Consider the following 26,021-nt stretch of genomic DNA (forward strand, 5'->3'; position numbering starts at 1 on the left):
CCAAATAGTGGCAAAACGCAATCGATGGCCAGAAGCCATTCAAGGATTGAATCGCAACCATGGGATCCCGTGTCCTTCTTCTTGCCCTGCTGGTCGGCATCCTGCAACTGGCTGGCTGCGCCATGTTCCGTGACTACGACAGCGAGTTGCAGCAGACCAGCGAGCAACTGGCTGCCGGTAATGTCGATGCCGCCCTTGCGCTGCTTGAAAGCCACAACCAGGACGAGGCGAAGGACCTGCTCTACTACTTCGAGAAGGGCGAATTGCTGCGCTCCAAGGGCGACCTCCAGGGCAGCCAGAAAGCCTGGCGTGCCGCCGACGGCGTGGTGTTGCAATGGGAGGTCTCGGTCAAACTCGACACCGACAAGTACCTGAGCCAGTTCAGCACCTTGCTGATCAACGACAAGCTGCGCCGGTACGAGGGCTACGACTACGAAAAGGTCATGCTGACCACGCAGATGGCCCTGAACCTGCTGGCCGAGAATGACTTTGCCGGTGCCCGCACCGAGATCAAGAAGACCCACGAACGCGAAGCGGTGATCGCTGCAGTACGTGACAAGGAATACCTCAAGTATGAGGAGCAGGCTGAGCAGGAAGGGGTCAGGACCGATTACAAGGACCTGCAGGGTTATCCCGTCGCCAGCCTGGACGCGCCGGAAGTGATCACGCTGAAAAACAGCTACCAGAGCGCCTTCAGCCACTACCTCGCAGGCTTCGTCTACGAAGCGCTGGGCGAAAAAGGCTTGGCCGCCCCCGGCTACCGCAAGGCCGCCGAACTGCGGCCGAACACACCGCTGCTCGAGCAAGCCCTGCTGAAGCTCGACACGCGCAGCGTCAAGGCCGGTCAGAGCGATGTGCTGATCGTGGTGCAAAGCGGCCTGGCGCCGGCCCGCGCGTCGATGAATATCCCCCTGCCGCTGACGATCGACGGCAATCTTGTGCTCACTCCGCTGTCGTTCCCGATCATTCGCGAAGACACCTCCACCACCGGGTTCAGCACCTTGCAGCTGGATGGCAAGCCGCTGGACCTGACGCCGCTCAACAGCACCAGCGCCATGTCGCGCCGCGCCCTGCGCGACGAGATGCCCGGGATCATCCTGCGCACCAGCGTGCGCGCCATCATCCGCGGCGCGGCGCAGAAGAAGGTGAACGAAAAGCACCCGACCACCGCCCTGGCGTTAGGCATCGCCTCCCTCGTGGCCGAGGATGCCGACACCCGTACCTGGCGCACCTTGCCCAAGGACACGCTGGTCGCCCGCGTGCGCCTGCCCCAGGGCAAGCACCAGCTGACCCTGCCGTCGGGCCAGGTCAGGTTGACGATCGACCGCCCGTATCAGGTGATCAGCCTGCGGGTGATCGGCAACCAGGTGTTTGCCAGCGGTGCCGCCGCCAACGTGGCGCCACAAGCTCAGGCCCCGTCTATCGTCAGCCTCAAGTGACCTCAAGGATCGAACATGCGCAAAACCTGCCTTGCCCTCACCGCCGCCGCCCTGCTGTTCGGTTGTGCTTCCCAGCCTGAGCCGGGCAGCGCCGCCAGCAAGGTCGTCACCATGGGCCAGCTGGACGACATCGACGTCGGCCCCATGCGTGTCGCCAGGGAAAACGGCTTCATCACCGTCAAGGTGGCACTGAACAACACCAGCGGCAGCAACCAGACCTTGTTCTACCGCTTCGCCTGGCTGGATAACGACGGCTTCCCGGTGGCCGAAGAAGAAGGCTGGAAGGCCTTGCCGCTGTATGGCGGGCAGGCCAGCTTCCTGCCGGCCATCGCGCCCACCCCCAAGGCGACCGACTTCCGCCTCGAAGTCCACACCCGGTAACGCTTTTCAGGAGCAGTTCATGTTTGCACGCCTTTCCCTCGCCGCCATCGCCATCGCCCTGGTCAGCGGCTGCAGCACCCCGTCGCCCGTGCTGGGCAGCGGCAATATCCGTTACGGTGATGCCCGGGCCGTTGAGCTTGTGACCAACGAATTCGGCTCCACCGACCTGCAGATGATCGCCGAGAGCATGACCCGCTCGCTGGCCCAGTCCGGTGTGCTGCATGGCCGCCCGGTCGTGCAGGTGTACGACGTGAAGAACAAGACCAGCGAGTACATCGATACCCGCGAGATCACCACCTCGATCAAGACCCAGCTGATGAAGTCGGGCACGGCTCGCTTCGCCAGCGACAACACCGACATGCAAAGCCAGGTCGACCAGCTGCAACTGCAAAACCAGAGCGGCCTGTACAAGAAGAGCACGGTTGCCAAAACCGGCGACATGATCGCCGCACGCTACCGCCTGGAAGGCTCGATCAGCTCCATCGTCAAGCGCAGCAGCGATTACAAGGATGTGTTCTACAAGTTCAGCCTGCAGCTGGTCGACGTCGAAAGCGGCCTGGCCGAATGGATGGACGAGAAAGAAATCCGCAAGACCACGGAGCGCTGAGCAATGAAAGCATGGATGACAGTGATCGGCCTGGCCTGGGCCTTCTCGGCACAAGCAGCGCCCATGCTCGCGGTTACCGACCTGGCCTACGAGGCGCGCGTGGAAGAATACATCCACACCGTCAACGCCCAGAACGACGGCCAGTCGAGCCCGTACAACAGCAGCCACTCATCGAGCTACAGCGAGTACGAAAGCAGCAAGGGCTACATCGAGCAGACCGAGCTGCGCAACTTCGGCGGCGACATCAAGGGCGAGATCCTCAAGACCGGGCTGTTCCAGCTGGTGCAGGGCAAACCGTACACCGCCTCGTCCGGCGAAGACGTGCATGACGTGATCGCGCGGATCAAGGCCGGTGCCTTCCCCGGCGCCGACTATGTGCTGTTCGGCACCCTGTCGGACATCGACTTTCAGCGCGACGTCGGCGCGCTGGCCAATACCGACAGTTACTCATCGGTGCTGGCACTGAGCGTGGTGGCTGATTTCAGCCTGATCGACACCCGTACCTTCGAGATCACCTCGGCCTTCACCGCCCTGGGCGAGGGGCAGGACACCAAGCTGCTCAGCAGCAGGGACCGCCAGGTAACGCCGAACCGCCCGCGGGTGGTGCGTGAGGTGTCCAGGGAACTGGGCATGGACGTGGCGCGGCAGATGGTCGAACAGTTGAGTGGCACGCCGAATGACCGCGAGGCACGCACGAGCGGGGCGAATGACTTGCCGCCGGATGAGCCGGCGCAGATTTTGCGATAAGGCTGGGCCTTGGCGAGGGCTTCGCCCTCGATCGCCGGCAAGCCAGCTCCCACACCGACCGCGTGTCGTTCAGGCTTAGGCTGTACTTGTGGGAGCCAGGCTTGCCAGCGATGGGCCGCACAGCGCCCCCCTGCCATTGACGTTCACTGACGGATCTTGTTCAGCCCCAGCTCCATATCGTCGATCAAGGCCTTGGCCATCTCGCTGAGAATCCGCGCCGCACTTCCAGCCATGCGGTCATTCTCCATTTCTGCTTCGGTGGTCAGGTGCCGGATGCAGCCGATCAACACCGATAGCTGTGAGAACGCATGGTCAAAGGGCACGTTGGGCTTGAGGCTGAAAAGGTCGAAGCTCTCCAAGCCTGCCGTTACCGCGCTTTGTGGATAAGTGCTCATCCTGTCGCTCCTTGTTTTAGACGGAGAGGTCCGAGTGTTTGGCCAAGGTTGAAACCATGCGGCACAGCAGACGGATGTTCATGGCCATGGCATCACGCTGCAGGCCTGGCTCGCTGTCTAGCAGGACGCTGTAGGTTTGCTGCACGGTGAGAGTTAATGCGTGGACCAGCGCGTCGCATTGCTCGGTGCTGGGCGGGGTGATGAGCGAGAAATCGGGGATGTCGAATTGGGGGATGGAAGATGCGGGTGGGTCGGGGACGATCTTTTTCATGTCGGAACTCCTGTACTAGAGAATTTCTGCCTTCCTCTTCGTCTCACGGATTTGGGTGGCAGTCGTGCACGGGGTGAGACCCGGGGTACAGGAGACCCGGCCAGACCAAAGCCTGCCCGCGCACGACCGCCATAAGCGATGCGTCCTGTACCAAACGGGTGTCTCACGCCCGATCGCCATGCGAGGCGACCCAGGGACAGTAGTCCGGGAGCACTTCCCAGCCAAGACAGCACCTTCCGACAGGTGCCGTAGGATAATTCGACATGGAGTCGGAACTGAAGCATTTGGTTTCAGGTTGGGAAATGTCCTACAGCTCGGGGCTTGGCGGAATATGGGGTATCGGCTGACAGGTGCCTGCCGACAGATTTGCAGCGCCGATGAGATCGAGCGCCGCCCGCGCGGCGCATCGCGGATAAATCCGCTCCTACATCTGTTTCGGGCCAGTTATTCCTGCACCGTTGGCGCGCGCACCCTTGGCGCATGGCAGGAGATGGGTGAAGCGGCAGCAGCGACACCAATCGATTTGAATGGAACAAACAAGGCGGACAGCGGTGACCTCACAGGAGGGGCTGGCCCGAAACAGATGTAGGAGCGGATTTATCCGCGATGCGCCGCGCGGGCGGCGCTCGATCTCGCAGGCGCTGAATATATCGCGTCCTACACCCCGCAACCTCACTGCTTCCCAGCCTCCTTCCACCCCCCACCCAACGCCAGGAACACACCAATCTGCCCCAACGCCACCTGGCTATTGGCCGCCGCAAGTTGCGAGCGCATATCGGTATAAGTGCGCGTCGCCTGCAAATCCGCGAGGAACGACTCACGCCCCGCCTGGTAATACCGGTGCGTCTGGTCCGCCGCTTCCTTCGCCGACTTCTCCGCCTCGGCCAGCGCATCACGTCGGTCGAGCAAGGCGCTGTACTGGGCCAGACGGGTCTGGGTCTCGCGGATGGCGTTCAGCACCACACCGTCGAAATGCGCCAAGGCCGCCTGGGTCGAGGCTTCAGCCATGCGAATGCGGGCGCGGGTGCCGTTGGTCGGGATGCTCCAGCTGATCTGGGGGCCAAAGCCCCAGCGGTTGGTCGACGGATCACCGAGGTCTTCAAGGATGCCAATGGTGCCAACCTGGGCACCGATGCTGATGTCCGGATACAGCGCACCGGTGGCCACACCGATCTGGGCAGTGGCTGCTGCCAGCTGGCGTTCGGCCTGGCGCACGTCGGGGCGGCGCTTGAGCAGGGCCGCGCCATCACCCACCGGGACCAGCTGGTTCAGTTGCGGCAATTCGGCACAATCCGCGGTGCCGGCGGGCAACTTGTCCACAGGCTTGGCCAGCAGGGCCGCCAAGGTGTACAGGCCCGTTTCGCGTTCGGCCTTGAAGCGCGGCAGTTCGGCGCGCAACGACTTGAACTGGGTCTGCGAGCGGGTGACCTGGGTTTCGTCGCCACGGCCGGCGTCGCGCAGGCGCTGGTTGAGCTTCACGCTCTGCTCCTGCAGGTCGAGCGATTCGCGGGCGATGTGGTACTCCTCGTTGGCCGAGCACACTTGGGTGTAGGCCTTGACCACGTCGGCCACCAGGGTGATGCGCGCCGTGTCGGCGGCGGCCTGCACCGCATCCGCATTGGCCTTGGCAGCCTCGGTGCCGCGCTTGAAGGTGCCCCACAGGTCGAACTGGTACGAGGCGCTGATGATGGCCTCGCCGATGTTGGCCACCGGCACCTTCTCGGGCAGCAGGAAGGCTTGGCCGGACTCCTGCAGGCGCTGGGCGCCCGCCTTGATGCCGCCATTGAAGCCGCCTTGCGACTCGGCCACTTCGACCTGGGCACGGGCCTTGGCGATATTGGCCGCGGCCACGCGCAGTTCGGTATTGGCGCTCAGCGCCTGGCGCACCAGCTCGTTGAGGCGTTGATCCTGATACAGCTGCCACCAGTCCTCGGGCACCGGTGCCGACACCACGCTGTCGGCATCCTGGCGCAGCGGGCCGTTGAGGTCGCTGCGTTGCACCGCCGCGTCCTTCGGCACTTGGTAGTCGGGGCCAACCATCATGCAGGCCCCCAGGGACAGGCAGAACCCCGCCAGGATCAGCTGTTTCATGGGCGCTGGCCCTCAAGGATCGACACAGTGGCGGTACGCCCGGCGATCATGCGGAAGTCTTCCGGCACTTCGTCGAAGGCGATGCGCACCGGAATGCGCTGGGCCAGGCGCACCCAGCTGAACGCCGGGTTGACGTTGGGCAACAAGTTGGCGCCGCTGCTGCGGTCGCGGTCTTCGATACCGGCGGCGAAGCTCTGCACATGGCCGCGCAGGCGGGTGTTGTCGCCCATCACGCGGATGTCCACGGCGTCGCCGATGTGGATGCCACCGAGCTTGGTTTCCTCGAAGTAGCCATCGACGTGATACGAGGCACTGTCGACCACCGACAGCACCGGGCGGCCGGCGCTGACGAACTCGTGGTCGCGCGGGGCGCGGTCGTTGAGGTAGCCATCCACCGGGCTGCGCACCACCGAGCGGTCGAGGTTGAGCTGGGCCGTGTCGACCGCAACCTGTGCCTCGCTCACCGCCGAACGGGCGCGGGCCTCGCGGGACTGGCTCTCTTCCAGCTGCTCGGCCGCCACCAGGTTACCGAGCTTGCGGTTGCGCTGCGCCTCGCGGGAGGCCTGGGCCAGGGTTTCCTGGCGCTCGCCGAGGGTCGCCTTGGCTTGGCGCAGGGCCAGGGTGAAGCGGTCCTGGTCGATGGTGAACAGCACGTCGCCGCGCTTGACGGTCTGGTTGTCGCGCACCTCGACCTTCTGGATCAGGCCGGACACGTCCGGGGCAATCTGGATCACGTCGGCGCGGATGTGGCCGTCGCGGGTCCAGGGGGCGAACATGTAGTACACCACCATCTGCCACACGAGCACGGCGGCGAAAGTCACTACCAGCAAGGTCAGGACCACACGGCCCAGGGTCAACAAAGGTTTTTTCATGGCAGCATCAGGCTTCGGCAAAAGTGGTCGACCGCACCCAGCAGCACGGCATACAGGGCGACGTTGAACAGCGCCCGGTGCCAGACCAGGCGGTAGAAATGCAGGCGCACCAGCACCGCGTGCACCCCCAGGAACAGCAGGTAGGTGCCAAACATCATCACCAGCAGCGTGGGCAGGAACACCCCGCTGATATCCAGTTCACCGATCACAGGGGCGCTCCGTCGAGGCCGGGGGGCAGTTGCGGTTGTTCGGCGGGCTCGAGCATCACCTCGACACCCGGCAGCAGTGCCAGGCGCAAGCCGCTCAGGGCATGCAGCAGGTGGGTGCGGGCGTCGCCGCGTTCGTACAGTTCATCCAGGTTCAGCGCCAGGCGCGCACGTTCCATGTTGCGCAGCAGCGCGGCTGGCGCGTGCAGGCGCTCACCGGCGCGCAGGCAGGCGGCATAGTGCGCGCCGACTTCCTCGATCACCGTGTTCAGCCGCTCGCGGGCCTGCTGGCCGGCGCGCGGCAGGTAGGCCAGCAGGTCGAGCAGGTTAAGCCCCACGCGCAGGTCGCGCAGCGCCACGCCGCTGTCCTGGCCGGTCTGTGACAGGCGCGGCAGGTGCTGCATCAGGCGGTCGAGCATCTGCACACCGACCTGGCGGTGCTCGGCCAGGGTGGCCGGCTCGGTCATTTCGACGATGTCGCGCCAGGCGAAACGGGTCATCCGCTTGGCGGCCAGCTCCACGCCGAACGGGCGCATCACCAGGGTCCAGATGAAGGCGAACAGCAGGCCCACGGGGCCGGCCAGGTTGGAGTTGAGGAAGGTGAAGAAGTCGGCGTCGTAAGCACCCTGGATACTGATGAAGGTCGAGGTGTTGACGATGGTCAGCAGGGTGCCGAGATAGAAGCGTGGCTGCACGGTCAGGGTGCCGACGCAGATGAAGGGGATCGCGAAGGCCAGCACCAGCATCGGGAAGTCGTGCAGGTTGGGCAGCACCAGGAACAGGTACAGGCTGGAGAAGATCACCGACATCAAGGTCCAGAAGAAGAACCGGTAGATCTGTGGCGCCGGGTCGTCCATGGCGGCAAAGAAGCTGCACGACACGGCGGCGAGGATCACCGCGCTGGCGCCGTCGTTCCAGCCAAGGCCGATCCACAGGCCGCAGGCGACGACGATCGCCAGCACCGTGGAAACCACCGAGTAGAGCATCAGGCCACGGTCGAAGAACGCCGTCAGGCGGCCCAGGCGCCAGTGGCGGTACACCGCGCGCCAGGGCTTGGGGTCGTCGGTGCGCAGGGCGTGCTGTAGGGAGCAGCAGTCCTGCCACAGGTCGGCCCACTCGGTCAGGCGGTAGAGGGCGTTGGACAGCAGCAGCTCGGCACGCTGGTCGAGGGCGGCGGCGCCGGGTTGCAGGCGGTCGATCTGCTCGTGCAGGGCCGTCCAGCGGGCGATGGAGGCGCTGTCGGCGGTGCCTTTGAGCCAGTCCCGGGCGGCCTCCAGCACCGGCTGGAGCTGCGCGTAATGGGCCGGGGCGCGGCCTTCGAGGGCAATCAGGGCATCGTCGAGGGCGTCGATCACCGGCAGCAGGTGGATCATCCGCCCGCGCAGCTCGCGGGCGTTCTTCAGGGTATGCGGGCCGGCACCTTCGTGGCCGAGTTGGCCGATCATCAGCTCCAGCGAGTTGAAAGTGGTGACCATCGCCCCGCGCATGCCGCCGACCTTGTCGGCGCTGGCTTCGCGGGCGAGGTAGGTGTCGCTGTAGCGGATCGCTTCGGTGAACCAGCTACCGGTAGCACCCACCACTACCGGGGCCAGCCGGCGCGGCCAGAAGATCGCACCGACCACCGCCGCGCAGACGATCCCCAGGCAGATCTCCTGGGCCCGGGAGGACGCCACATCGAACACCGCCAGCGGGTTGTCGACCACCGCCAGGGCAATCATCGGCAAGGTGTAGCCCGCCAGCATCAGTACGTAGTTGTTGGCCGTGCGCAGGTTCAGTGAAAGGAACAACAAAGTGCCGGTCCACAGGGCGATGGCGATGCTCAGCAGCAACGGTGACTGCACCAGCGGCGGCACGAAGAAGATCGCCCCGGCAGCACCGAGCAACGTACCCACGGCGCGATACAGCGCCTTGGAGCTGGTAGGGCCGACGAACGGGCTGGAGACGATGTACACGGTGGCCATCGCCCAGTACGGTCGCGGCAACTGCAACAGCAGGGCGATGTACAGGGCGATCATCGACGCGGCAAAGGTGCGCACGCCGTAGAACCAGTCGCGGGCCGGCGGCACCGAGCTGAAGAAACCGTTCATGCCACCCCGCCTGCTGTACCCAGGCCAGCGGCCTCGAAGGCACGCAACACGCGCAGCGCGGCCTGCAGGTCGGCCTCGTCGATGCCCAGCAGCACGTCATGGCGCACGCGCACGAGCTCGGCTTCGATGGCTTCGGCCAGGCGACGGCCTTCGGCGGTCAGGCTCAGGGCCTTGGCGCGGCGGTCCAGCGGGTCCTCGCTGCGGCAGACCAGGCCTGCCTTGCACAGCTGGTCGAGCAGGCGTACCAGCGACGGGCTTTCCAGGCCGGCAGCCTGGGCCACGGCCACCTGGTGCACGCCGTCGCCCAGGCGCACGATCATCAGCAACGGCGCGGCGCAGGCCTCGGAGATACCGTAGCCAATCAGGGCGTTGTGGCAGATGCGCCGCCAGTGGCGAGCGGCAACCACCATGCCGCTGCTGACTTGCAGGCGCAGGGAGTCAATGGACATGTGGGGAACCAAGGATATTCATAGTTTGCTAACTATCAATATACGCCTGTGTCTCCCCCTGTCGTCAACAGCCGGCGACGGGGGGCTTTGATGAATTGTTGTTCATTCAGGGCTGAATCTGGTCTTCCAGCTTCATGGTCAGGGCCAAGGTACTGCCCATCTGCACTGCCCGGTCACGCCAGCCCTGGTAACGCGCTTCATCCCGGCTGCTGAAATGCACCGCCAACTCCTCGGCCGCCTGCATCACCCCGGTGGCCGCCGCCAGTTCCAGCCAATACAGCGCGGCCTTGATGTCCGCGTCCACGTACAGGCCATGCAACAAACGGTAGCCCACTTCGAACCGGCAACGCGCCTCGCCCCGCTCGGCACCGCGCAAGAACCACTGGTATGCCTGGCCGGGGTCCACCTGCCAGCCCAGCGCGGCATCGCAGACTTCTTCTTCGTACAGGTCGCCCAGCGCGGCAGCGGCATGCAACAGGCCGCGCTCGAAGGCCTGGCGATAACACTCCTCGGCCTGCGCATAGGAGGTTTCGACCCCCTTGCCGAAGTAGTGCTGCTGCCCCAGGTTGAACCATGCCGCCGCATTGCCCTGCAGCGCCGCCATGCGCAGCAGGTGCCCGGCCAGCGCGGTGTCGGCGCGCCAGTATTTGCCATTGAGCCAGATCCACCCCAGGTCGTTGAGCGCGGCCACATTGCCCGCCAGAGCCTGTTGCCGCAGGTCGGCGTACACCGCCTGCAGGTCGTGGGCCTCGTCCAGGCGGTTGACCAGCAGCGCGCGCTGGCTGGGCAGCCCGACCCCGGCAAACAGCCGCTGCCGCCTGCCGGCGTGTGTCGGTGGGCAAATGACCTGCTCTGGCAGAAGACGGGCGAGCAGCGAATGGATATTGCTGACAGCAGACATGTTCATCCTCATTGAACGACCCACAGGCCCGACCGCGGCTGTGATGAGGCGTGATTCTGCGCGACGTCACGTCAAAACCTGTCGCGGACGATTCGTGGCAAGGCAACCAATTGTGCATTCCCTGATCTGAACGGGTTATGGCTAATTGCCATGACCTGTTCCAGCCGCCATGCTGTTGCGGCAAGCCTAGACAAGGACGTTACCTTTTGCCGTTCGCTACCACCCGCGCCACCCTCAGCCGTCAATGGGCGCTGCTGCGCCAGTTACCCAGCCGCTCCCCAGGTATTACCAGCGCCGAACTGGTGTGGCGCCTGCGCGATGTGGGCTTCAACGTCAGCAAACGCACGGTGGAGCGCGACCTCAACGAGCTGTCGCTGATCTTTCCGCTGGACCGCAATGACAAGAGCATTCCGTTTGGCTGGCACTGGTCGGCGAACGTTGCTGGCGAGTTGCGGGGGAATTTCGATTTGCAGGGGTATTTACGTGGTGATTCGCTGCAGCCGGCGCAAGGTAAAGGGATCGAGATGCAGGCCTGGGTCAGCGACCCATTGGCCCGGCAGTTGCGCGAGGCGCCCTTGAGCGTGGACATGCAACTGACTGCGCTGGACCAGGGGCATCGGCTGCGGGCCACGGTGGAAGATGGTGGGCCATTGCGCTGGTGGGTGCTGAGTCAGGGGGCAGACATGGTGATCGAGCAACCAAGCGAGTTGCGCATGGAGATTGCCAAGACGCTCGTGGAGGCTGCAGCACAGTATCAACTGTGTGCATTGAGCTTGGGGGCCGATGAAGGGAATGGACTGCGATAATCCACTCACAGCTAGCTCAAAAAAGCCAAACCTGAAACGTCAACATTGCCAACACTTCAATGGTCATCGCTAGCCACAGGCCGACTAAAACCCGCCTCATCGCTCTCGGAAAGCTCCTAATTTCATCGGAGTTAACGAATCCGCGCCGCACGTAGGGTCCCGGAATAGTCAACAAGCACGCAATAATGCACATACGAAGAACCTTGCCCGGCAACCCCGCATGGGAAAAGTTCTTCTTTGCCCCTCTTACGTAGTGAGAGCTTACAAATACATCCTCAATGACATTGATATACCTATGAGACAGATACACAAGGGCAACCATAGTTACTGATATCAAACCAAATATAAACAGCACCACGAAACCCGGCTCAAATATAATCATTCCAAAATCCAGATCCCTATCCGCAATGACGACATGTAAGTAAAACGCAAGGCACTTGTGACAGCAGGGCCCTTCCCGCCCTAGTAAATAACCAATTTAGCTGGGCAGGCTCCAGAACTTAAAAGCATTGTGAAACGCAAAAAATAGAAGGGTAGATGCCATTAAGCCTCCCCAAGAAATTAGCATCTTAAGCCTCACCCCCTTAGGGAATCGCGATATCTCTGAAGCATCCGCAACTCCTCTGCGCACAAAGATTCCAGGCATCATAAGCATGTTTGCGGCCAGACAGGTACGCAACACCCTTCCTAAAAATCCCGCCGATGAAAAATTCATCTGATTACCACGCACATAGCTGCATCCTGAAAGTTCCGACTCAATCAGATCCAGATATCTGTATGCTAAATAAATCATAAGACCCACGCCGATCATCATGCAGACTAGCAACATAGACATTGTTATTACTTCGGCTGTCGACTTCATTCGAGCGTCCTTTCATACACTATCTCCCCAAGCGCGCCAAGCCACTCCTTTCCAAAATCACCACCATATTTGCCACCTATAGCACCCCCAACAACAGCACATGCAACACCGGCGCCACCAGCAGATGGAATACTGAGCGCAACACACACGGTACTTACTATAGCTGCTCCGACGACTCCTCCAGCAGCACTTCCAGATATACTTCCAGCCAAACCGCTCAACTCAACGTATTTGGCCTTCCTGCACTCTTCTTCACGACCCAGAGTACATGCATTGTGAATAGACAACCCTGTCGCAGCTACATCCAATGCAACCCCGATATACGCCCCTTTCTTAATTATATTCGCAGCCTTGGCCACTCCCGCTACCTTCTCTGCATATCCGGTAATTTCCCCGGTACTCAGATAGCGTTTAGTGGAAAGCTGCAGCATCCGCTTGATCTTTCCCTGATTTCGTAGACCAGAGCCGTAAGCGGCAGTCTTCCCAATCTGCTCATCCAATACCCTGAACAGCGCCGCCCGCTTGGCATAGAACTCTTCCCTCGCCCTGATCACACCACCACTCATATGCTGGCGGTACAATTGTTCAATCTGCTCCAGCGTCTTCTTGATGGCGCCCAAATGCCTGGCCCAGCCATCGCTCGCGGCCCCTGCCCCCATCGACGCATGGGACAGCAGGCTCTGAAGCATCTCGAAGTTATCCAGCATGAACCCATCGACACCTCCGCCGTTGAAGACGATATCGCGGTGAATACCTGCCGCCTTGCCCATGAGAAAGGCTTCATGGCTGGTACAGGAGGGCGTGCTGGGATCACCCACAATCACCAGTTCGCCGGCCAGGACAACCGCGTTGACGATATGCGCATTGAGCACATCGAACTTGGCCTGCTGATTGGCGTTCATCGGTGTGGCGTTCTTCAGGGTCGCGTAGTTCTGCGCGGTGGGATTTATAAAGCTGCGTGCCTCGGACATGGTCGTTCCTCACGCAAATTTCTTGTTGGTAATGCGGTCCCAGCCACCGGTGACACTGCCGCCAGCACCGCCATCGGCGCGCTGCTGCCGGGTGTAGGTGGTCTTGATACGGCCGTAGTTAAGTTGGACGATTTCAGTCGGCACGCCGGCGTGCACGCCTTGTATGAAATCGGCAATGATCACTTCTTCAAGCACCACCTCGTAGTACTTCAGCTTGTCACCACCGGCGCGGCAGACGACCAGCCTGACGTCTTTCAGGTGCTGCCCTGTGCAACTGGCTTCAAGCAGTTTGCAGCTGGCATTGTCCAGATATTTGGTGAAGGTCAGGTTGCTCAGGGTCGTACGCCCGGAGGTGGCGCCCCCTACGGAGCTTGCGGTAGCAGAGGTGCTTTGGCTGGTGCCGAACGTGTAGCCGAGGATCTCGATCCAATGCTTGTATTGCTCGTCTTGTGATTCGCCAGCAATTTCCGCAATTTGAATGAAAGCGTCGAAAGCCATGATTACTGTTCCTTGTAGACGAATGAGCGGAACAGGCTAGGCGCGAGGAAAGAGGACCGCAATAGTTCTAAGGAGATCGAGACTAAACTCAGAATTTTCCTACAACTTTTCAGACAAATTAGCTTGTGAATGTATGAAATCTTTTCAGAGCAAGGGCCATGACCCACTGCACATGAATTGGTCGCCTGTGCCGGCCTCTTCGCGGGTAAACCCGCTCCCACAGAGATCGCGCAGGCCCTGAATGCTGCGCAGTACCTGTGGGAGCGGGCGAGCCCGCGAAGAGGCCGGCACAGGAAAACTACCTCTGCATCCCCCACCGCCGCACGGTCAACCGCTCAAGGGTGTTGAACACCAGCCCCTCGACCAGCAAGCCGATCAGGATCACCACCGCCAACCCGGCAAACACCTTGTCGGTGTACAGCTCGTTGCGGTTCTGGAAGATGTACCAGCCCAGCCCGCCCTTGCCGCTGCTGGCGCCGAACACCAGTTCGGCGGCGATCAGCGTGCGCCAGGCGAATGCCCAGCCGATCTTCAGCCCCGAGAGGATCGACGGCAACGCCGCCGGCACCAGGATATGCAGGACCAGGCGCAGCCCGTTCAGGCCGTAGTTGCGCCCGGCCATGCGCAAGGTTTCCGACACCCCAAGAAAGCCCGCATAGGTATTCAGCGCCAGCGCCCACAACACCGAATGCACCAACACGAAAATCAGGCTGTTGTCACCCAGCCCGAACCACAGCAACGCCAGCGGCAGCAGGGCAATCGCCGGCAGAGGGTTGAACATCGAGGTCAGGGTGCTCAGCAGGTCCCGCCCCAGTTGGGTCGACACCGCCAGGCTGGTCAGGCCAAAGGCCAGAACGATCCCCAGCAGGTAGCCCTTGAGCAGGATCACCAGCGACACGCCGACCTTGGCCGGCAGCTCGCCGCTGAGCAGCCCGTCCCACAGCGCGGCGGCGGTCTGCAGAAAGGTCGGCAGCAGCAGGTCGTTGCCCTGGTAGCGGGCGATCGCTTCCCACAACGCGGCGATCACCACCAGGATCACCGCCTTGCGCAGCCAGCCGTGCTGCCATAGGCGCTGGGCCAACGGCAGGTTGCGTTCCACAGGCACACTGAGCAAAGGCTCCAGCTGCACCTCGTATTCCTGACGAACAGGTGTAGGGGTCATGGCTCAAGCTCCTGTCAGTAGGCGATGCGGATGTCGTTGAAGCCCAGGTCATCGGCTTGTTCGGGGGCTTCGGCCTCATCGAACAGCAAGCGATGGATGCGCCGAGCACTGGCCTGGAAGTCCGCAGCGCCGAGGCTGCCGAGGTCGTACTGGTGGCTGTGCACCTCGGCCCGTACCCGGCCCGGGTGAGGCGAAAGCAGCAAGATGCGGTTACCGACCACCAGCGCCTCCTCGATGGAGTGGGTGACGAACAGCAAGGTGAAACGCACTTCCTCCCACAGCAGCAGCAGTTCTTCCTGCATCTTGCGCCGGGTCAGCGCATCGAGTGCGGCGAACGGCTCGTCCATCAGCAGGATCTTCGGCTGCGTGGCGAGCGCCCGGGCGATCGCCACGCGTGCCTTCATCCCGCCCGACAGCATGTGCGGGTAGACATCGGCAAAGGCGGCCAGGCCGACCTTGTCCAGGTAATGCAGCGCCCGCTCCTGGGCCTCGGCGCGCTTGAGCTGGCCAGACACCAGCAGCGGGAACATGACGTTCTCTTTCACCGTCTTCCACGGCGGCAGCTGGTCGAATTCCTGGAACACCACGATGCGGTCCGGGCCGGGGCCGTTGACCGGCTGGCCTTGCAGCAGGATCTGCCCTTCCCGGGGGTTGATGAAACCGGCCACGGCCTTGAGCAAGGTGGACTTGCCGCAGCCCGACGGGCCAAGCAGGACGAAACGGTCGGCGCGGTCGACTTCGAAGCTGACCTGGTGGGTGGCCCGCACCACGCGCTGCGCGGTGCGGTATTCGAGGCTGAGGTTGTCCACCTGCAGCAACGGCGGTGTAGCGACACGGCTCAGGTTGCTGGCCGTGTGGCCTGGCAATGGGGCGGTCATGGTCGGTCAGCTCCCCTGCAGCGGGCGTTCATCCTGGAAGAAGTAGTCCTTCCACGACTCCGGCTTGTGCTTGATGGCGCCTACCCGATAGAGGAACTCGGCCAGCTTGTAGGTGTTCTTCGGCGTGACGGTGAACTCGTACTGCGGGTTGTCGATCAGCTTGATCAGCGCCTCGCGGTCGATCTTGGCCTTGGTCACGCGGATGTAGGTATCCGCCGCTGCGGCCTTGTCCTTCTGAGCGAAGTCCGCCGCCTCGGCCAGGGCATCGACGAAGGCCTTGTAGGTCTTGGGGTTGTCGTTGCGGAATTTCTCGGTGGCAAACAGCAGGGTCGGCGAGTTGGGGCCGAGCAGGTCATAGCTGTTGAGCACCACGTGCACGTCCTTGTTGGCCAGCGCCTGGTCCTGGAACGGTGGGTTGGAGAAGTGCCCGTTCAGTTCGGTGCCACCGGCCAGCAGCGCGGCGGTGGCATCCGGGTGCGGCACGGCCAGGGTGTACTTGTCGAGGCGGTTGTATTCCTTGTCACCCCACTGCTTGGCAGCGGCGTACTGCAGGAAGCGCGATTGCACAGACACACCTACCGCCGGCACGGCGATGCGGTCCTTGTCGGAAATGTCGGCGATGGTCTTCACGTTCGGGTTGCTGCTGACCAGGTAGTACGGGAAGTTGCCCAGCGAGGCCACGGCCTTGACGTTCTGCCGGTCCCTGGTGCGGTCCCACACGGTCAGCAGCGGGCCGACCCCGGCACCGGCGATGTCCACCGAGCCGGACAGCAGCGCGTCGTTGATTGCCGAGCCGCCGGAGAGCTGGGCCCAGTCGACTTCGATGTCGATTCCCTGCTCCTTGCCGTGCTTCTCGATCAGGTGCTGGTCACGCACCACATTGAGCAACAGGTAGACGATGCCGAACTGCTCGGCGATGCGGATCTTGCCTTCGGCTTGCGCCACGGCGGGGGCCGCCAGGCTGCCGACAACCAGGCTCGCGCCCAGGCCGATGCTTGCCGCCAGGCGGCTGATGGATTTGCGCATGATGAATTCCTCAGTCGTCAGAACGGGGCATCGCCCTGGATGGTGGTGCGGAACAGTTTGCGGCGCAGGTGCGCAGGGCAACCGGTGGCCAGGTGGATCAGCGAACGGTTGTCCCAGAACACCAGGTCGTGGGGCTGCCACTGGTGGCGATAGATGTTCTGCTCGAGCACGCTCAGCGCGTACAGCTGCTGCAGCACGTCGCGGCTTTCATCCTCCGGCAGGCCGACGATGCGGGTGGTGAAGCCTTCGCTGACGAACAGCGCCTTGCGGCCGTTTTCCGGGTGGGTACGCACCACCGGGTGGATGACTTCCTTGACCTGCGCCAGCTGCTCGGCGGTCAGGGTCGGGCGCCAGTTGCCTTCGAACTTGGTTTCGGCGTAGCGGGCGGTGTAGGAGTGTGCGGCACTGCGGCCCTCGACCACCTTGCGCAGGGCCTCGGGCACAGCGTCCCAGGCTTTGTGCATGTCGGCGAACAGGGTGTCGCCACCCTCGCTGGGCAGCTCCTGGGCGTGCAGCATGGAGCCGAGGCTTGGCAGCTCCTTGTACGACAGGTCCGAGTGCCAGAACTTGCCGGCATCGCCCAGGCCGATGTTCTGGCCGTGCTCGATGATGTTGGAAACGATCAGGATTTCCGGGTGGCCGGCGAGCAAAAACTGCTTGAGCACATGGATCTGCAACTCGCCGAAGCGGCGGCTGAAGGCGATCTGTTGTTCCGGGCTGATGCGCTGGTCACGGAACACCAGTACATGGTGGTCGAGGTGGGCGCGATGAATACGGGTGAAATCCTCGGCGGTGACCGGTTTCGCCAGGTCCAGGCCGATGATCTCGGCGCCGACGGCACCGGCGAACGGGCGGATTTCGAAGGTTTGCAGCTGGGCGCTGTCGATGGACGACAAGGCGTTCGAGGCGGCTGGCATGTTTCACTCCCACGCAGTGCGCGACTTCAATGGCGCGCAACGATCAGAAACGCACGGGGATTTCCCGTGTGGGTTCAAGTCGTGCGGCGCATCGATTGGTCGACGGGTACGCAGTGGGAGTGACTATAAATGCATAAGAAAAATAATTTAAATATCTTTAAAGCATAAAGATATGAAGGTTGTCAGTGCTCGATTTTGGTGCTGCCTGTACTGGTTCTTTCGCGGGCAAGCCCGCTCCCAGAGGGCCAGCGCAGTCCCTGTGGGAGCGGGCTTGCCCGCGAAAGGGCCGGAGCAGGCTTACCGCTCGCGCAGGGCCTCGTCGCGGGCCTTCATGATCGGCTTGAGCAGGTAGCTCATGATGGTCTTCTTGCCGGTCATGATGTCCACTGTGGCGACCATGCCGGGGATGATCAGCAGCGGCTTCTGGTCGGTGCCCAGGTGGCTCTTCTCGGTCCGCAGCTTGATCAGGTAATAGGTGGTCTTCTTGTCTTCGTCGGTGATGGTATCGGCACCGATCTGCTCAAGCTTGGCTTTCAACCCACCGTAGATGGTGTAGTCATAGGCGCTGAACTTGATGGTCGCTTCCTGCCCGGGGTGCAGGAAGGCGATGTCCTTGGGCAGGATCTTCGCCTCCACCACCAGGGTGTCGTCCAGCGGCACGATCTCGATGATGTCGCTGCCCGGCTGGATCACCCCGCCGATGGTATTGACCAGCAGCTGCTTGACGATGCCGCGCACCGGCGAAGTGACCAAGGTACGGCTGACGCGGTCATCCAGCGCCTTGCTGGTGGCGGTGGCCTTGTTCAGCTCGGTGCGGGCTTCGTTGAGCTTGGTCAGGGCCTCGCTGCGGAACTTGCCGCGAGTCTCTTCGATCTTGCTCTCGACTTCCTTGATGGCCGCTTCGGCACGCGGGATGGCCAGTGCCGTGGAGTCCATCTGGCCACGGGTTTCCACCTCGGCGCGACGCAGGCGCAGCACCTCCACCTGGGAAACCGCACCCTGGGCCACCAGCGGCTCGGACATGCCGATTTCCTGGCGCAGCAACTGCAGGCTGTTGGCGTACTGGGCGCGCTTGGAGGTGAATTCGCGCAACTCCTGCTGCTTCTGCACCAGCTGCTGCTGCAGGCCCGCGAGCTCATCCTGCAACTGCTGGCGACGGCTCTGGTACAGCGATTGCTCATCGGCCGCCTGGCTCGGCGCGGCTTTGCGCAGTTCTTCGTCGATCTTCAGCGGCCGGTCCTCGACCTCGGCGCTCAGGCGCTCGACGCGCAGGGCCATGGCCAGGCGGTCGGCCTCGGTTTCCCCGACGTTGGAGGCAAAACGGGTTTCGTCCAGGCGCAGCAAGGGCTGGCCGACTTCCACCACCTGCCCTTCCTTGGCGAAGATCTCGGCGACGATGCCGCCCTCCAGGTTCTGGATCTTCTGCACCTTGGACGACGGGATGGCCTTGCCCTCGCCGCGGGTCACTTCATCGATGGGCGCGAAACTGGCCCAGACGATCAGGAACAGGAAGAATGCGATCACGCCCCAGATGGTCAGGCGCACGACACGCGGGGCGTCTTCGATCAGCGCCTTGTTGACCTCGGGCAGCGGCTGCCCGTTCAGCGAATCGGTGCCTTTGAAGTACCGGCGCAGGTCGTCCTTGAACACGCCGAAATCCAGCTTATGCAACACTGATCTGCCCCTTCTTCAGCGCGTCCATGACCGAGGCTTTCGGGCCATCGGCAACAATCTGCCCACGGTCGATGACGATCAAGCGGTCGACCAGCGTCAGCAGCGAGGCCCGGTGGGTCACCAGCAGCACGGTCTTGCTCTCGATCACCGCCTGCAGGCGCTGCTTGAGGCGCTCTTCGCCGGTATTGTCCATGGCCGCGGTGGGCTCGTCGAGCAGGAGGATCTGCGGGTTGAGCAGCAACGCACGGCCGAGGGCGACGTTCTGCCGCTGGCCGCCGGAAAGGTTCTGCCCGCGCTCGCCGACCTGCAGCTCGTAGCCGTCTGGGTGCAACCGGGCGAATTCATGCACACCGGCCAATTCCGCGGCCTGCAGGATCAGTTCGTCCTCGATGTAGCGGGCGCCGCTGACCAGGTTGTCGCGCAGGGTACCAGCCAGCAGCTGGATGTCCTGCGGCACGTAGCCGACGTTGTGGCGCAGCTCGCTGACGTCGATCTGACGGATGTCCACACCGTCGACCAGCAGCGAACCATTGTCCGCCTCATACAGGCCGACGATCAGCTTGGCCAGCGAGCTTTTGCCCGAACCGCTGCGGCCGATGATGCCGACCTTCTCGCCTGGGCGAATGCTCAGGTTGATGCCCTTGAGCGCCTGGTTCTGCTGGTTGGGGTAGGTGAAATCGACGCCACGGAACTCGATGGCGCCCTGCAGCACCTGGCGGCTAAGCGGGCGTTCCTCGAAATTGCGCTCTTGCGGCAGCTCCATCATCTGGTTGGTCGAGACCATGGTCACCTTGGCTTGCTGGTAGCGGGCCAGCAGGCCGTTGAGCGAACTCAACGGGCCCAGGGCGCGACCGCTGAGCATGTAGCAGGCTACCAGGCCGCCCATGCTGAGGTTGCCGTCGATGATCAGGTACACGCCGACACAGATCATCGCCACGCCGGCCATCTGCTGGATCAGCAGGGTGATGTTCATGGCCAGGCTCGACAGCACCTTCACCCGCAGCTCGAGGCGGCTGAGGGTGCCGAGGGTCTGTTCCCACATGTATTGGCGTTCGCTTTCGGCGTTGTTGACCTTCACCGCGTCCAGGCCGGCCAAGGTCTCGATCAGGCTCGACTGGCGCTCGGAAGCCAGCGCCATGGTGCGCTCCATGGTCGCCATCAATGGCCGCTGCAAGGCGTAGCCGATGCCCAGGGCCAACGGGAAGGCGAGGATCGGGATCCACACCAGGTGGCCGCCGATGATGGCGATGACCATGAGGATGATCAAGGTGAACGGCAGGTCGATCAGGCTGGTCAGGGTCAGCGAGGCGAGGAAGTCGCGCAGGCCCTGGAACTCGTGGATGTTCTGGGCGAAGCTGCCGACCCGTGCCGGGCGGTACTTCATCGACATGCCGACGATGCGCTCGAACAGCGTGGCCGAGATGATCAGGTCGGTCTTCTTGCCTGCCAGGTCCAGGCACAGGCCGCGCAGGCCCTTGAGGATCAGGTCGAACAGGTACGCGCCACTGATGCCGATGGCCAATACCCACAGGGTCGACGTGGCCTGGTTGGGCACCACGCGATCATAGACGTTCATCACGAACAGCGGCGCGGCCAGGGCGATCAGGTTGATCACCAGGCTGGCGGCGATGGCGTCGATGTACAGCCACTTGCTGCGCAGCAAGGTGTCGCGGAACCAGGACTTGGCGCGCGGGATGAGATTGCCGTGGTTGACGTCGTACTTGTGCTGCGGCTGGGCGAAGAACACCTTGCCGCTGTAGTCGTCCACCAGCGCCTCGCGGCTGACCAGCACCTCGCCACCGTCGCTCTCGCTGAGCAGCAGGCGTGCGGTGTCGGCGTTTTCCCAACCCAGCAGCACCGCGGCGCGGCCTTCCTTGAGCAGCAACATGGCCGGCATGGCGATGCTCGGGATCTGCTCCAGCTTGCGCTGCAACAGGCGCCCCTGCAGCCCGGCGCGGGCCGCTGCGCGGGGCAGCAGCTCGGCGTTCAGGCGCTGGGATGGCAGCGGCAGGCCGGTGGTGAGCATCGCCCGGCTGGCGGGCTTCTGATGCAGAACGCACAGCGTCAGCAGGCTATCCAGCAATGGATCGTCATGCTGACTGCGCGGATCGTGGTTGAGTTGGACTCGACTGACTTCGGATTCCACGCGGTGCTCTCTTCAACCTGGCGGTAGGTGGACGGGTGCGCCTCAGTTCAGGCCTGGCAGGTTCACCCGGGGTTTCATATCGTTCTGCACAACGGTGGCCATCGGTGCGACAACACCCTGGCTCTTGAGCAGTTGGCCAATGGTCGCCTTGATTCGGTACTGAGTAAACAACTGAATATTCTTCACCTCCACCAACCGACGCTGAGCGGTGAAGGTTTCGTTCTCGCTGTCGAGCAGGTCCAGCAGGGTCCGCTCGCCGAGGCTGAACTGCTGCTGGTAGGCGCTGCGCACGCGGTTGCTGTGGTCGACATACTGCTGGGCGATCGGCACCTGGGCGTTGGCGTTTTCCTGGGCGTTCCAGGCCAGGCCCAGCTCCTCGTTCAGCTGGCGCAGGGCGTTGTTGCGGATGTCCAGGGCCTGGCCGGCCAGGTGCGACTTGGCCTCCAGCTCGGCCTTGTTGCTGCCACCGGCATACAGGTTGAAGTTCATCCGCACCATGGCTTCCCAATCGTTGTTGTGGCCGGCGACGCCGTCGATGTTGTTATCGGCGGTGCGGCCGAGTTCGGCATCGAAACGTGGGTAGAAGCTGGACTTGGCGGCATCGTACTGTTTCTCAGCCGCAGCGATGTCCGACTCGGCCGAGCGCAGCACCGGGCTGCTTTCCACCATCTGTGCGCGGGCTTCTTCAAGGGTAGCCGGCAGCAGGTCGATGAACGGGGCCGGGGCGCTCAGCTCATCCGGCATCTGCCCCACCACGCTCAGGAAGTTGGTGTTGGCGTCGGCCAGGTTGGTCTGTTCGGTGATCAGGTTGTTCTGGGCCTGGGCCAGGCGCGCCTCGGCCTGGTCGAGGTCGGCCAGGCGACCGACGCCACGGCTGGTGCGCAGCTTGATCTGGTCGAGGATGCGCTCGTGGTTCTGCAGGTTCTCCTGGGCCAGACGCACCATTTCGCGGCGCGACAGCACGTCCAGGTAAACCTTGGCCACGTCCAGGCCGGTGCGCTCGGAGGTGTCCATCAGCGCGTAGGCACGGGAGTTGGCGGTGGCCTGCTGGCGTCCGACTTCGCTTGAAGTGGCAAAACCGTCGAACACCATCTGGCGCAGGCGCAGGGCCGATTCGCCGCGGTTCAGGGTTTCCCAGCGGTTGCCGGTGCTCGGGCTGTCGCTGCCTTCACGGCCGTAACCGGCGGTCACGTCGACCCGCGGCAAATAGCCGCCCTTGGCCGCGCGCAACTGGTAATCCGCAGCCACGCGCGCATTCACTCCGGCCTGGATCTCGGGGTGCACCTCGAGGGCCTGCTGCATGGCTTCTGGCAGGGTTTGGGCTTGGACGAAAGTGGCGGCAAAAGCGAGTGGCAGAGCGGTAAACAGTGGCGCACGCATGTTTTTACGGATCCCCGAAGGCGCTGTTGTCCTGAATCACGGCGGAAGCTGTGCAGGTTTGGAAAAATGGCAACCTGATCTGACCGATGAGCGAGCTTCCAACAGGGCACTTTGAGGGGCACTTCGGGAAGGGAATGCAAACGTTCAAATATCAATGTGACATTACTTCGCCGATTGTTTAGGATGGCGATCATAAGGTCAATAGTTTGGCATAAAGTTAATTCCTTTCAGTTATAGCCAATATATTGACGTCAAAAACTTCAGACATATTAAAGACACAATTCCGCCTGACGCGGCGCCGCAGACGCCGTTCGGAGCAGGGACGTCCCATCATCGGGTAAGCCGGAGAGTCCAATGAGCAGCGTTGTTGCCATCGTCAAGAGCATTGTTGGCCAAGTCATCGCAGTATCCCCAGAAGGCATCCGGCGCGTACTTATCGAGGGCGATCGCCTGTTCGCGGGCGAGCAGGTGCTCACGGGCGTGGGCGGGGCCGTTACCCTCGAACTGGCCGACGGCCGCCTGCTGGACCTTGGCCGTGACTCCCAGTGGAGCGCCGATGCGCCGGACAGCAGCACCGACTTGGGCCAGGCCACCGCACAGGCCGCGCCATCGGTTGAGGAACTGCAGCAGGCGATCGCCGCCGGCGTCGACCCGACCACACAGCTCGAAGCCACGGCAGCCGGCCCTTCGGCGGCAGGCGGTGGCGGCGCGGCAGGCGGCGGCCACAGCTTCGTGATGCTCGACGCCACGGCCGGCAGCGTGGACCCGACCATCGGCTTCCCCACGGCCCCGATAGGCTTCGCCACCGCGGCGACCACCGAGGAGACCGGGGGCGTCGATACCGCCACCAGTACGGCGGTCACGATGATCGCCACCGACCTCACCCTCAGCGCCACCCCTTCCATCACCGAAGCGGGTGGCGTGATCGTTTATACCGCCACCGTTGGCCAGGCTCCGGCGACCAACCTGACCGTGACCCTGTCGAACGGCGCGGTGATCGTCATTCCGGCCGGCCAGACCACCGGCACCGTCAATGTCCCGGTTGCCGGGAACGATACGCCGTACATCGATGGCGGGCAGATTTCCACCACCGTGACCGGCACCACCGGTGGCGGCAACGTGATCGTGACCCTGCCGCAGACACCGGCAGTGACCGAGATCACCGACACCATCGACACCACCACTGCCACCCTGACCGCGTCGCCTAGCGTGACCGAAGGTGGCGTGATCACTTACACCGTGACCCTGAGCAACCCTGCCCAGACTCCGGTGACCGTGACGCTGTCGAACGGCCAGACCATCACCGTCGAAGCCGGCAAGAGCACCGGTAGCATCGATTTCCAGACGCCGGCCAATGATGTCTACAACAACGGCTCGACCGTCAGCACCACCATCACCGGTGCCACTGGCGGCAACTTCGAGCAACTGACGCCGAACCCGGCGCCTGCCGAGACCGTTGTCAGCGACTCGGTCGACACCACCACCGCCACCCTGACCGCGTCGCCTAGCGTGACCGAAGGTGGCGTGATCACTTACACCGTGACCCTGAGCAACCCTGCCCAGACTCCGGTGACCGTGACGCTGTCGAACGGCCAGACCATCACCGTCGAAGCCGGCAAGAGCACCGGTAGCGTCGATTTCCAGACGCCGGCCAATGATGTCTACAACAACGGCTCGACCGTCAGCACCACCATCACCGGTGCCACTGGCGGCAACTTCGAGCAACTGACGCCGAACCCGGCGCCTGCCAAGACCGTTGTCAGCGACTCGGTCGACACCACCACCGCCACCCTGACCGCGTCGCCTAGCGTGACCGAGGGCGGCGCGATCACCTACACCGTGACCCTGAGCAACCCTGCCCAGACTCCGGTGACCGTGACTCTGTCCAATGGCCAGACCATCACCGTCGAAGCCGGCAAGAGCACCGGTAGCGTCGATTTCCAGACGCCGGCCAATGATGTCTACAACAACGGCTCGACCGTCAGCACCACCATCACGGGTGCAACCGGCGGCAACTTCGAGAAGCTAGACCTCAGCACGACGCCGGCAGTGACTGCGATCACCGATTCGATCGACACCTCGACCGTGACTCTGACGGCCACCCCGAGCGTGACTGAAGGCGGCGTGATCACCTATACCGCTTCCGTCACTGCACCTGTGACCGGCACCCCGCTGGTGATCACCCTGGCCAACGGTCAGAGCATCACCATCCCGGTCAATGCCAGCTCGGGCTCGGTCGACTTCATCGCACCGAACAACGTCTACACCACCAACACTCCGGTGACCAACAGCATCACCGGCGTTACCGGTGGCAATTACGAGAAACTGGACACCGCCGGCACCCCAAGCACCACGGTCACCGATGATCCAGCCAAGCTGGACAGCACCGGCCTGACCCTGACGGCCAGCAACACCGTCGAGGAAGGCGGCAGCATCATCTACACCGCCAAGCTGACCAATGCGGCCGGCAGCGACATGACCATCACCCTGAGCAACGGTGCGGTCATCACTATCGCCAAGGGTGAAACCGAAGGGAGCGTGCCGTTCAATGCACCGGCCAACACCGTTTATGTGGATGCTGGCAATGTCAGCGTGACGGTCACCGGCACCACCGGTGGTGACTTCGAGCACCTGGAAGTCAGCCCGACGCCGGCTGTGACTGCGATCACTGACTCGATCGATACCTCGACCGTGACCCTGACGGCCACTCCGAGCGTGACCGAGGGCGGCGTAATCACTTACACCGCGAGCGTGACCTCTCCAGTCACTGGTACCCCGCTGGTGATCACTCTGGCCAACGGTCAGAGCATCACCATTCCGGTCAATGCCAGCTCCGGCTCGGTCGATTTCACCGCGCCGAACAACGTCTACACCACCAACACGCCGGTGACCAACAGCATCACCGGTGTCACCGGTGGCAACTACGAGAAACTGGACACCGCCGGCACCCCAAGCACCACGGTGAACGATGACCCGTCGCGCCTGGACACCACCGGTGTCAGCCTTACCGCGACCGGTACCGTCGAGGAAGGCGGTAGCATCGTCTACACCGCCAAGCTGACCAACCCGGCCGGCAGCGACATGACCATCACCCTGAGCAACGGCGCGGTTATCACCATCGCCAAGGGTGAAACCGAAGGCAGCGTGCCGTTCAACGCACCGGCCAACACCGTGTACGTCGATGCCGGTAATGTCAGCGTGACCGTCATCGGCACCACCGGTGGTGACTTCGAGCACCTGGAAGTCAGCCCGACG

Annotated in this window: 24 protein-coding genes; 6 read left to right on the forward strand and 18 right to left on the reverse strand. The window is 63.0% G+C overall.

Features of this window, described 5'->3' with window-relative positions; translation table 11 throughout:
- Nucleotides 1–59 precede the first annotated feature (59 nt).
- The 4 genes from CAF78_RS14965 to CAF78_RS14980 are packed head-to-tail and all read left to right on the forward strand — an operon-like array spanning nucleotide 60 to nucleotide 3,174.
- Nucleotides 60–1,439 (forward strand): COG3014 family protein, encoded by a 1,380-nt coding sequence (locus CAF78_RS14965; RefSeq protein ID WP_085676416.1) that lies wholly within the window; start codon nucleotides 60–62, stop codon nucleotides 1,437–1,439.
- A 15-nt stretch (nucleotides 1,440–1,454) separates the two neighbouring features.
- A complete protein-coding gene (locus CAF78_RS14970) occupies nucleotides 1,455–1,820 on the forward strand; it encodes a YcfL family protein (RefSeq protein ID WP_085676417.1) in 366 nt (121 codons plus the stop codon).
- Between the two features lie 19 nt (nucleotides 1,821–1,839).
- Nucleotides 1,840–2,427 (forward strand): penicillin-binding protein activator LpoB, encoded by a 588-nt coding sequence (gene lpoB, locus CAF78_RS14975; protein WP_085676418.1) that lies wholly within the window; start codon nucleotides 1,840–1,842, stop codon nucleotides 2,425–2,427.
- A gap of 3 nt (nucleotides 2,428–2,430) precedes the next feature.
- Nucleotides 2,431–3,174 (forward strand): penicillin-binding protein activator LpoB, encoded by a 744-nt coding sequence (locus CAF78_RS14980; RefSeq protein WP_085676419.1) that lies wholly within the window; start codon nucleotides 2,431–2,433, stop codon nucleotides 3,172–3,174.
- Between the two features lie 143 nt (nucleotides 3,175–3,317).
- Here the strand turns inward: CAF78_RS14980 and CAF78_RS14985 are convergent, their stop codons facing one another.
- The 8 genes from CAF78_RS14985 to CAF78_RS15025 form a co-directional block, all read right to left on the reverse strand.
- Nucleotides 3,318–3,569: a DUF3077 domain-containing protein gene (locus tag CAF78_RS14985; RefSeq protein WP_085676420.1), complete on the reverse strand. Its 252-nt coding sequence runs from the start codon at nucleotides 3,567–3,569 to the stop codon at nucleotides 3,318–3,320.
- 16 nt (nucleotides 3,570–3,585) lie between these two features.
- Entirely contained in the window at nucleotides 3,586–3,840 is a 255-nt protein-coding gene (locus CAF78_RS14990; RefSeq protein ID WP_085676421.1) for a hypothetical protein, read from the reverse strand.
- Between the two features lie 672 nt (nucleotides 3,841–4,512).
- Nucleotides 4,513–5,931, reverse strand: a complete 1,419-nt coding sequence (locus CAF78_RS15000; RefSeq protein WP_085676423.1) for an efflux transporter outer membrane subunit — start codon at nucleotides 5,929–5,931, stop codon at nucleotides 4,513–4,515.
- Nucleotides 5,928–6,803 (reverse strand): HlyD family secretion protein, encoded by an 876-nt coding sequence (locus CAF78_RS15005; RefSeq protein WP_054883917.1) that lies wholly within the window; start codon nucleotides 6,801–6,803, stop codon nucleotides 5,928–5,930. The genes CAF78_RS15000 and CAF78_RS15005 overlap by 4 nt, the downstream gene beginning before the upstream one ends.
- A complete protein-coding gene (locus CAF78_RS15010) occupies nucleotides 6,800–7,012 on the reverse strand; it encodes a DUF1656 domain-containing protein (RefSeq protein WP_016392395.1) in 213 nt (70 codons plus the stop codon). Before CAF78_RS15010 ends, CAF78_RS15005 begins: the two co-directional genes overlap by 4 nt.
- Nucleotides 7,009–9,096, reverse strand: coding sequence for an FUSC family protein (locus CAF78_RS15015; protein WP_085676424.1), 2,088 nt, complete (start codon nucleotides 9,094–9,096; stop codon nucleotides 7,009–7,011). Before CAF78_RS15015 ends, CAF78_RS15010 begins: the two co-directional genes overlap by 4 nt.
- Nucleotides 9,093–9,545, reverse strand: coding sequence for a MarR family winged helix-turn-helix transcriptional regulator (locus CAF78_RS15020; RefSeq protein ID WP_085676425.1), 453 nt, complete (start codon nucleotides 9,543–9,545; stop codon nucleotides 9,093–9,095). Before CAF78_RS15020 ends, CAF78_RS15015 begins: the two co-directional genes overlap by 4 nt.
- Nucleotides 9,546–9,651: 106 nt before the next feature.
- Complete coding sequence (locus CAF78_RS15025) at nucleotides 9,652–10,446, reverse strand: tetratricopeptide repeat protein (protein WP_085676426.1); 795 nt, start codon at nucleotides 10,444–10,446, stop codon at nucleotides 9,652–9,654.
- Between the two features lie 206 nt (nucleotides 10,447–10,652).
- Here CAF78_RS15025 and CAF78_RS15030 point away from each other — a divergent pair, with 206 nt between their 5' ends.
- A complete protein-coding gene (locus tag CAF78_RS15030; protein WP_085676427.1) occupies nucleotides 10,653–11,252 on the forward strand; it encodes a WYL domain-containing protein in 600 nt (199 codons plus the stop codon).
- A gap of 478 nt (nucleotides 11,253–11,730) precedes the next feature.
- Here the strand turns inward: CAF78_RS15030 and CAF78_RS15040 are convergent, their stop codons facing one another.
- The 10 genes from CAF78_RS15040 to CAF78_RS15085 form a co-directional block, all read right to left on the reverse strand.
- The gene (locus CAF78_RS15040; protein ID WP_085676429.1) at nucleotides 11,731–12,114 is read right to left on the reverse strand and encodes a hypothetical protein; all 384 of its coding nucleotides are present in this window, start codon (nucleotides 12,112–12,114) and stop codon (nucleotides 11,731–11,733) included.
- Complete coding sequence (locus tag CAF78_RS15045) at nucleotides 12,111–13,085, reverse strand: hypothetical protein (RefSeq protein ID WP_085676430.1); 975 nt, start codon at nucleotides 13,083–13,085, stop codon at nucleotides 12,111–12,113. The genes CAF78_RS15040 and CAF78_RS15045 overlap by 4 nt, the downstream gene beginning before the upstream one ends.
- Before the next feature lie 9 nt (nucleotides 13,086–13,094).
- Nucleotides 13,095–13,583 (reverse strand): type VI secretion system tube protein Hcp, encoded by a 489-nt coding sequence (locus CAF78_RS15050; protein WP_085676431.1) that lies wholly within the window; start codon nucleotides 13,581–13,583, stop codon nucleotides 13,095–13,097.
- Between the two features lie 298 nt (nucleotides 13,584–13,881).
- Nucleotides 13,882–14,745: an ABC transporter permease gene (locus tag CAF78_RS15055; RefSeq protein ID WP_085676432.1), complete on the reverse strand. Its 864-nt coding sequence runs from the start codon at nucleotides 14,743–14,745 to the stop codon at nucleotides 13,882–13,884.
- Nucleotides 14,746–14,759: 14 nt separating this feature from the next.
- Nucleotides 14,760–15,623 carry an ABC transporter ATP-binding protein gene (locus CAF78_RS15060; RefSeq protein WP_085676433.1) on the reverse strand — a complete coding sequence of 288 codons (864 nt, stop codon included), beginning with the start codon at nucleotides 15,621–15,623 and terminating at the stop codon, nucleotides 14,760–14,762.
- A 6-nt stretch (nucleotides 15,624–15,629) separates the two neighbouring features.
- Entirely contained in the window at nucleotides 15,630–16,649 is a 1,020-nt protein-coding gene (locus CAF78_RS15065) for an ABC transporter substrate-binding protein (protein ID WP_085676434.1), read from the reverse strand.
- 17 nt (nucleotides 16,650–16,666) lie between these two features.
- On the reverse strand, nucleotides 16,667–17,566 hold the full coding sequence (locus CAF78_RS15070; RefSeq protein ID WP_085676435.1) for a TauD/TfdA family dioxygenase: 900 nt from the start codon (nucleotides 17,564–17,566) through the stop codon (nucleotides 16,667–16,669).
- Between the two features lie 297 nt (nucleotides 17,567–17,863).
- On the reverse strand, nucleotides 17,864–19,240 hold the full coding sequence (locus CAF78_RS15075; protein WP_085676436.1) for an HlyD family type I secretion periplasmic adaptor subunit: 1,377 nt from the start codon (nucleotides 19,238–19,240) through the stop codon (nucleotides 17,864–17,866).
- Nucleotides 19,230–21,386 carry a type I secretion system permease/ATPase gene (locus CAF78_RS15080; protein ID WP_085676437.1) on the reverse strand — a complete coding sequence of 719 codons (2,157 nt, stop codon included), beginning with the start codon at nucleotides 21,384–21,386 and terminating at the stop codon, nucleotides 19,230–19,232. Before CAF78_RS15080 ends, CAF78_RS15075 begins: the two co-directional genes overlap by 11 nt.
- Nucleotides 21,387–21,428: 42 nt before the next feature.
- Nucleotides 21,429–22,766 (reverse strand): TolC family outer membrane protein, encoded by a 1,338-nt coding sequence (locus CAF78_RS15085; protein WP_085676438.1) that lies wholly within the window; start codon nucleotides 22,764–22,766, stop codon nucleotides 21,429–21,431.
- Nucleotides 22,767–23,120: 354 nt separating this feature from the next.
- Here CAF78_RS15085 and CAF78_RS15090 point away from each other — a divergent pair.
- A partial coding sequence (locus CAF78_RS15090) for a retention module-containing protein (RefSeq protein WP_143515059.1) occupies nucleotides 23,121–26,021 on the forward strand: 2,901 nt, incomplete at its 3' end.

Origin of the sequence: Pseudomonas sp. R28(2017), assembly GCF_002112505.1 — a bacterium.
In the GTDB taxonomy this organism is placed as follows: Bacteria; Pseudomonadota; Gammaproteobacteria; order Pseudomonadales; family Pseudomonadaceae; genus Aquipseudomonas.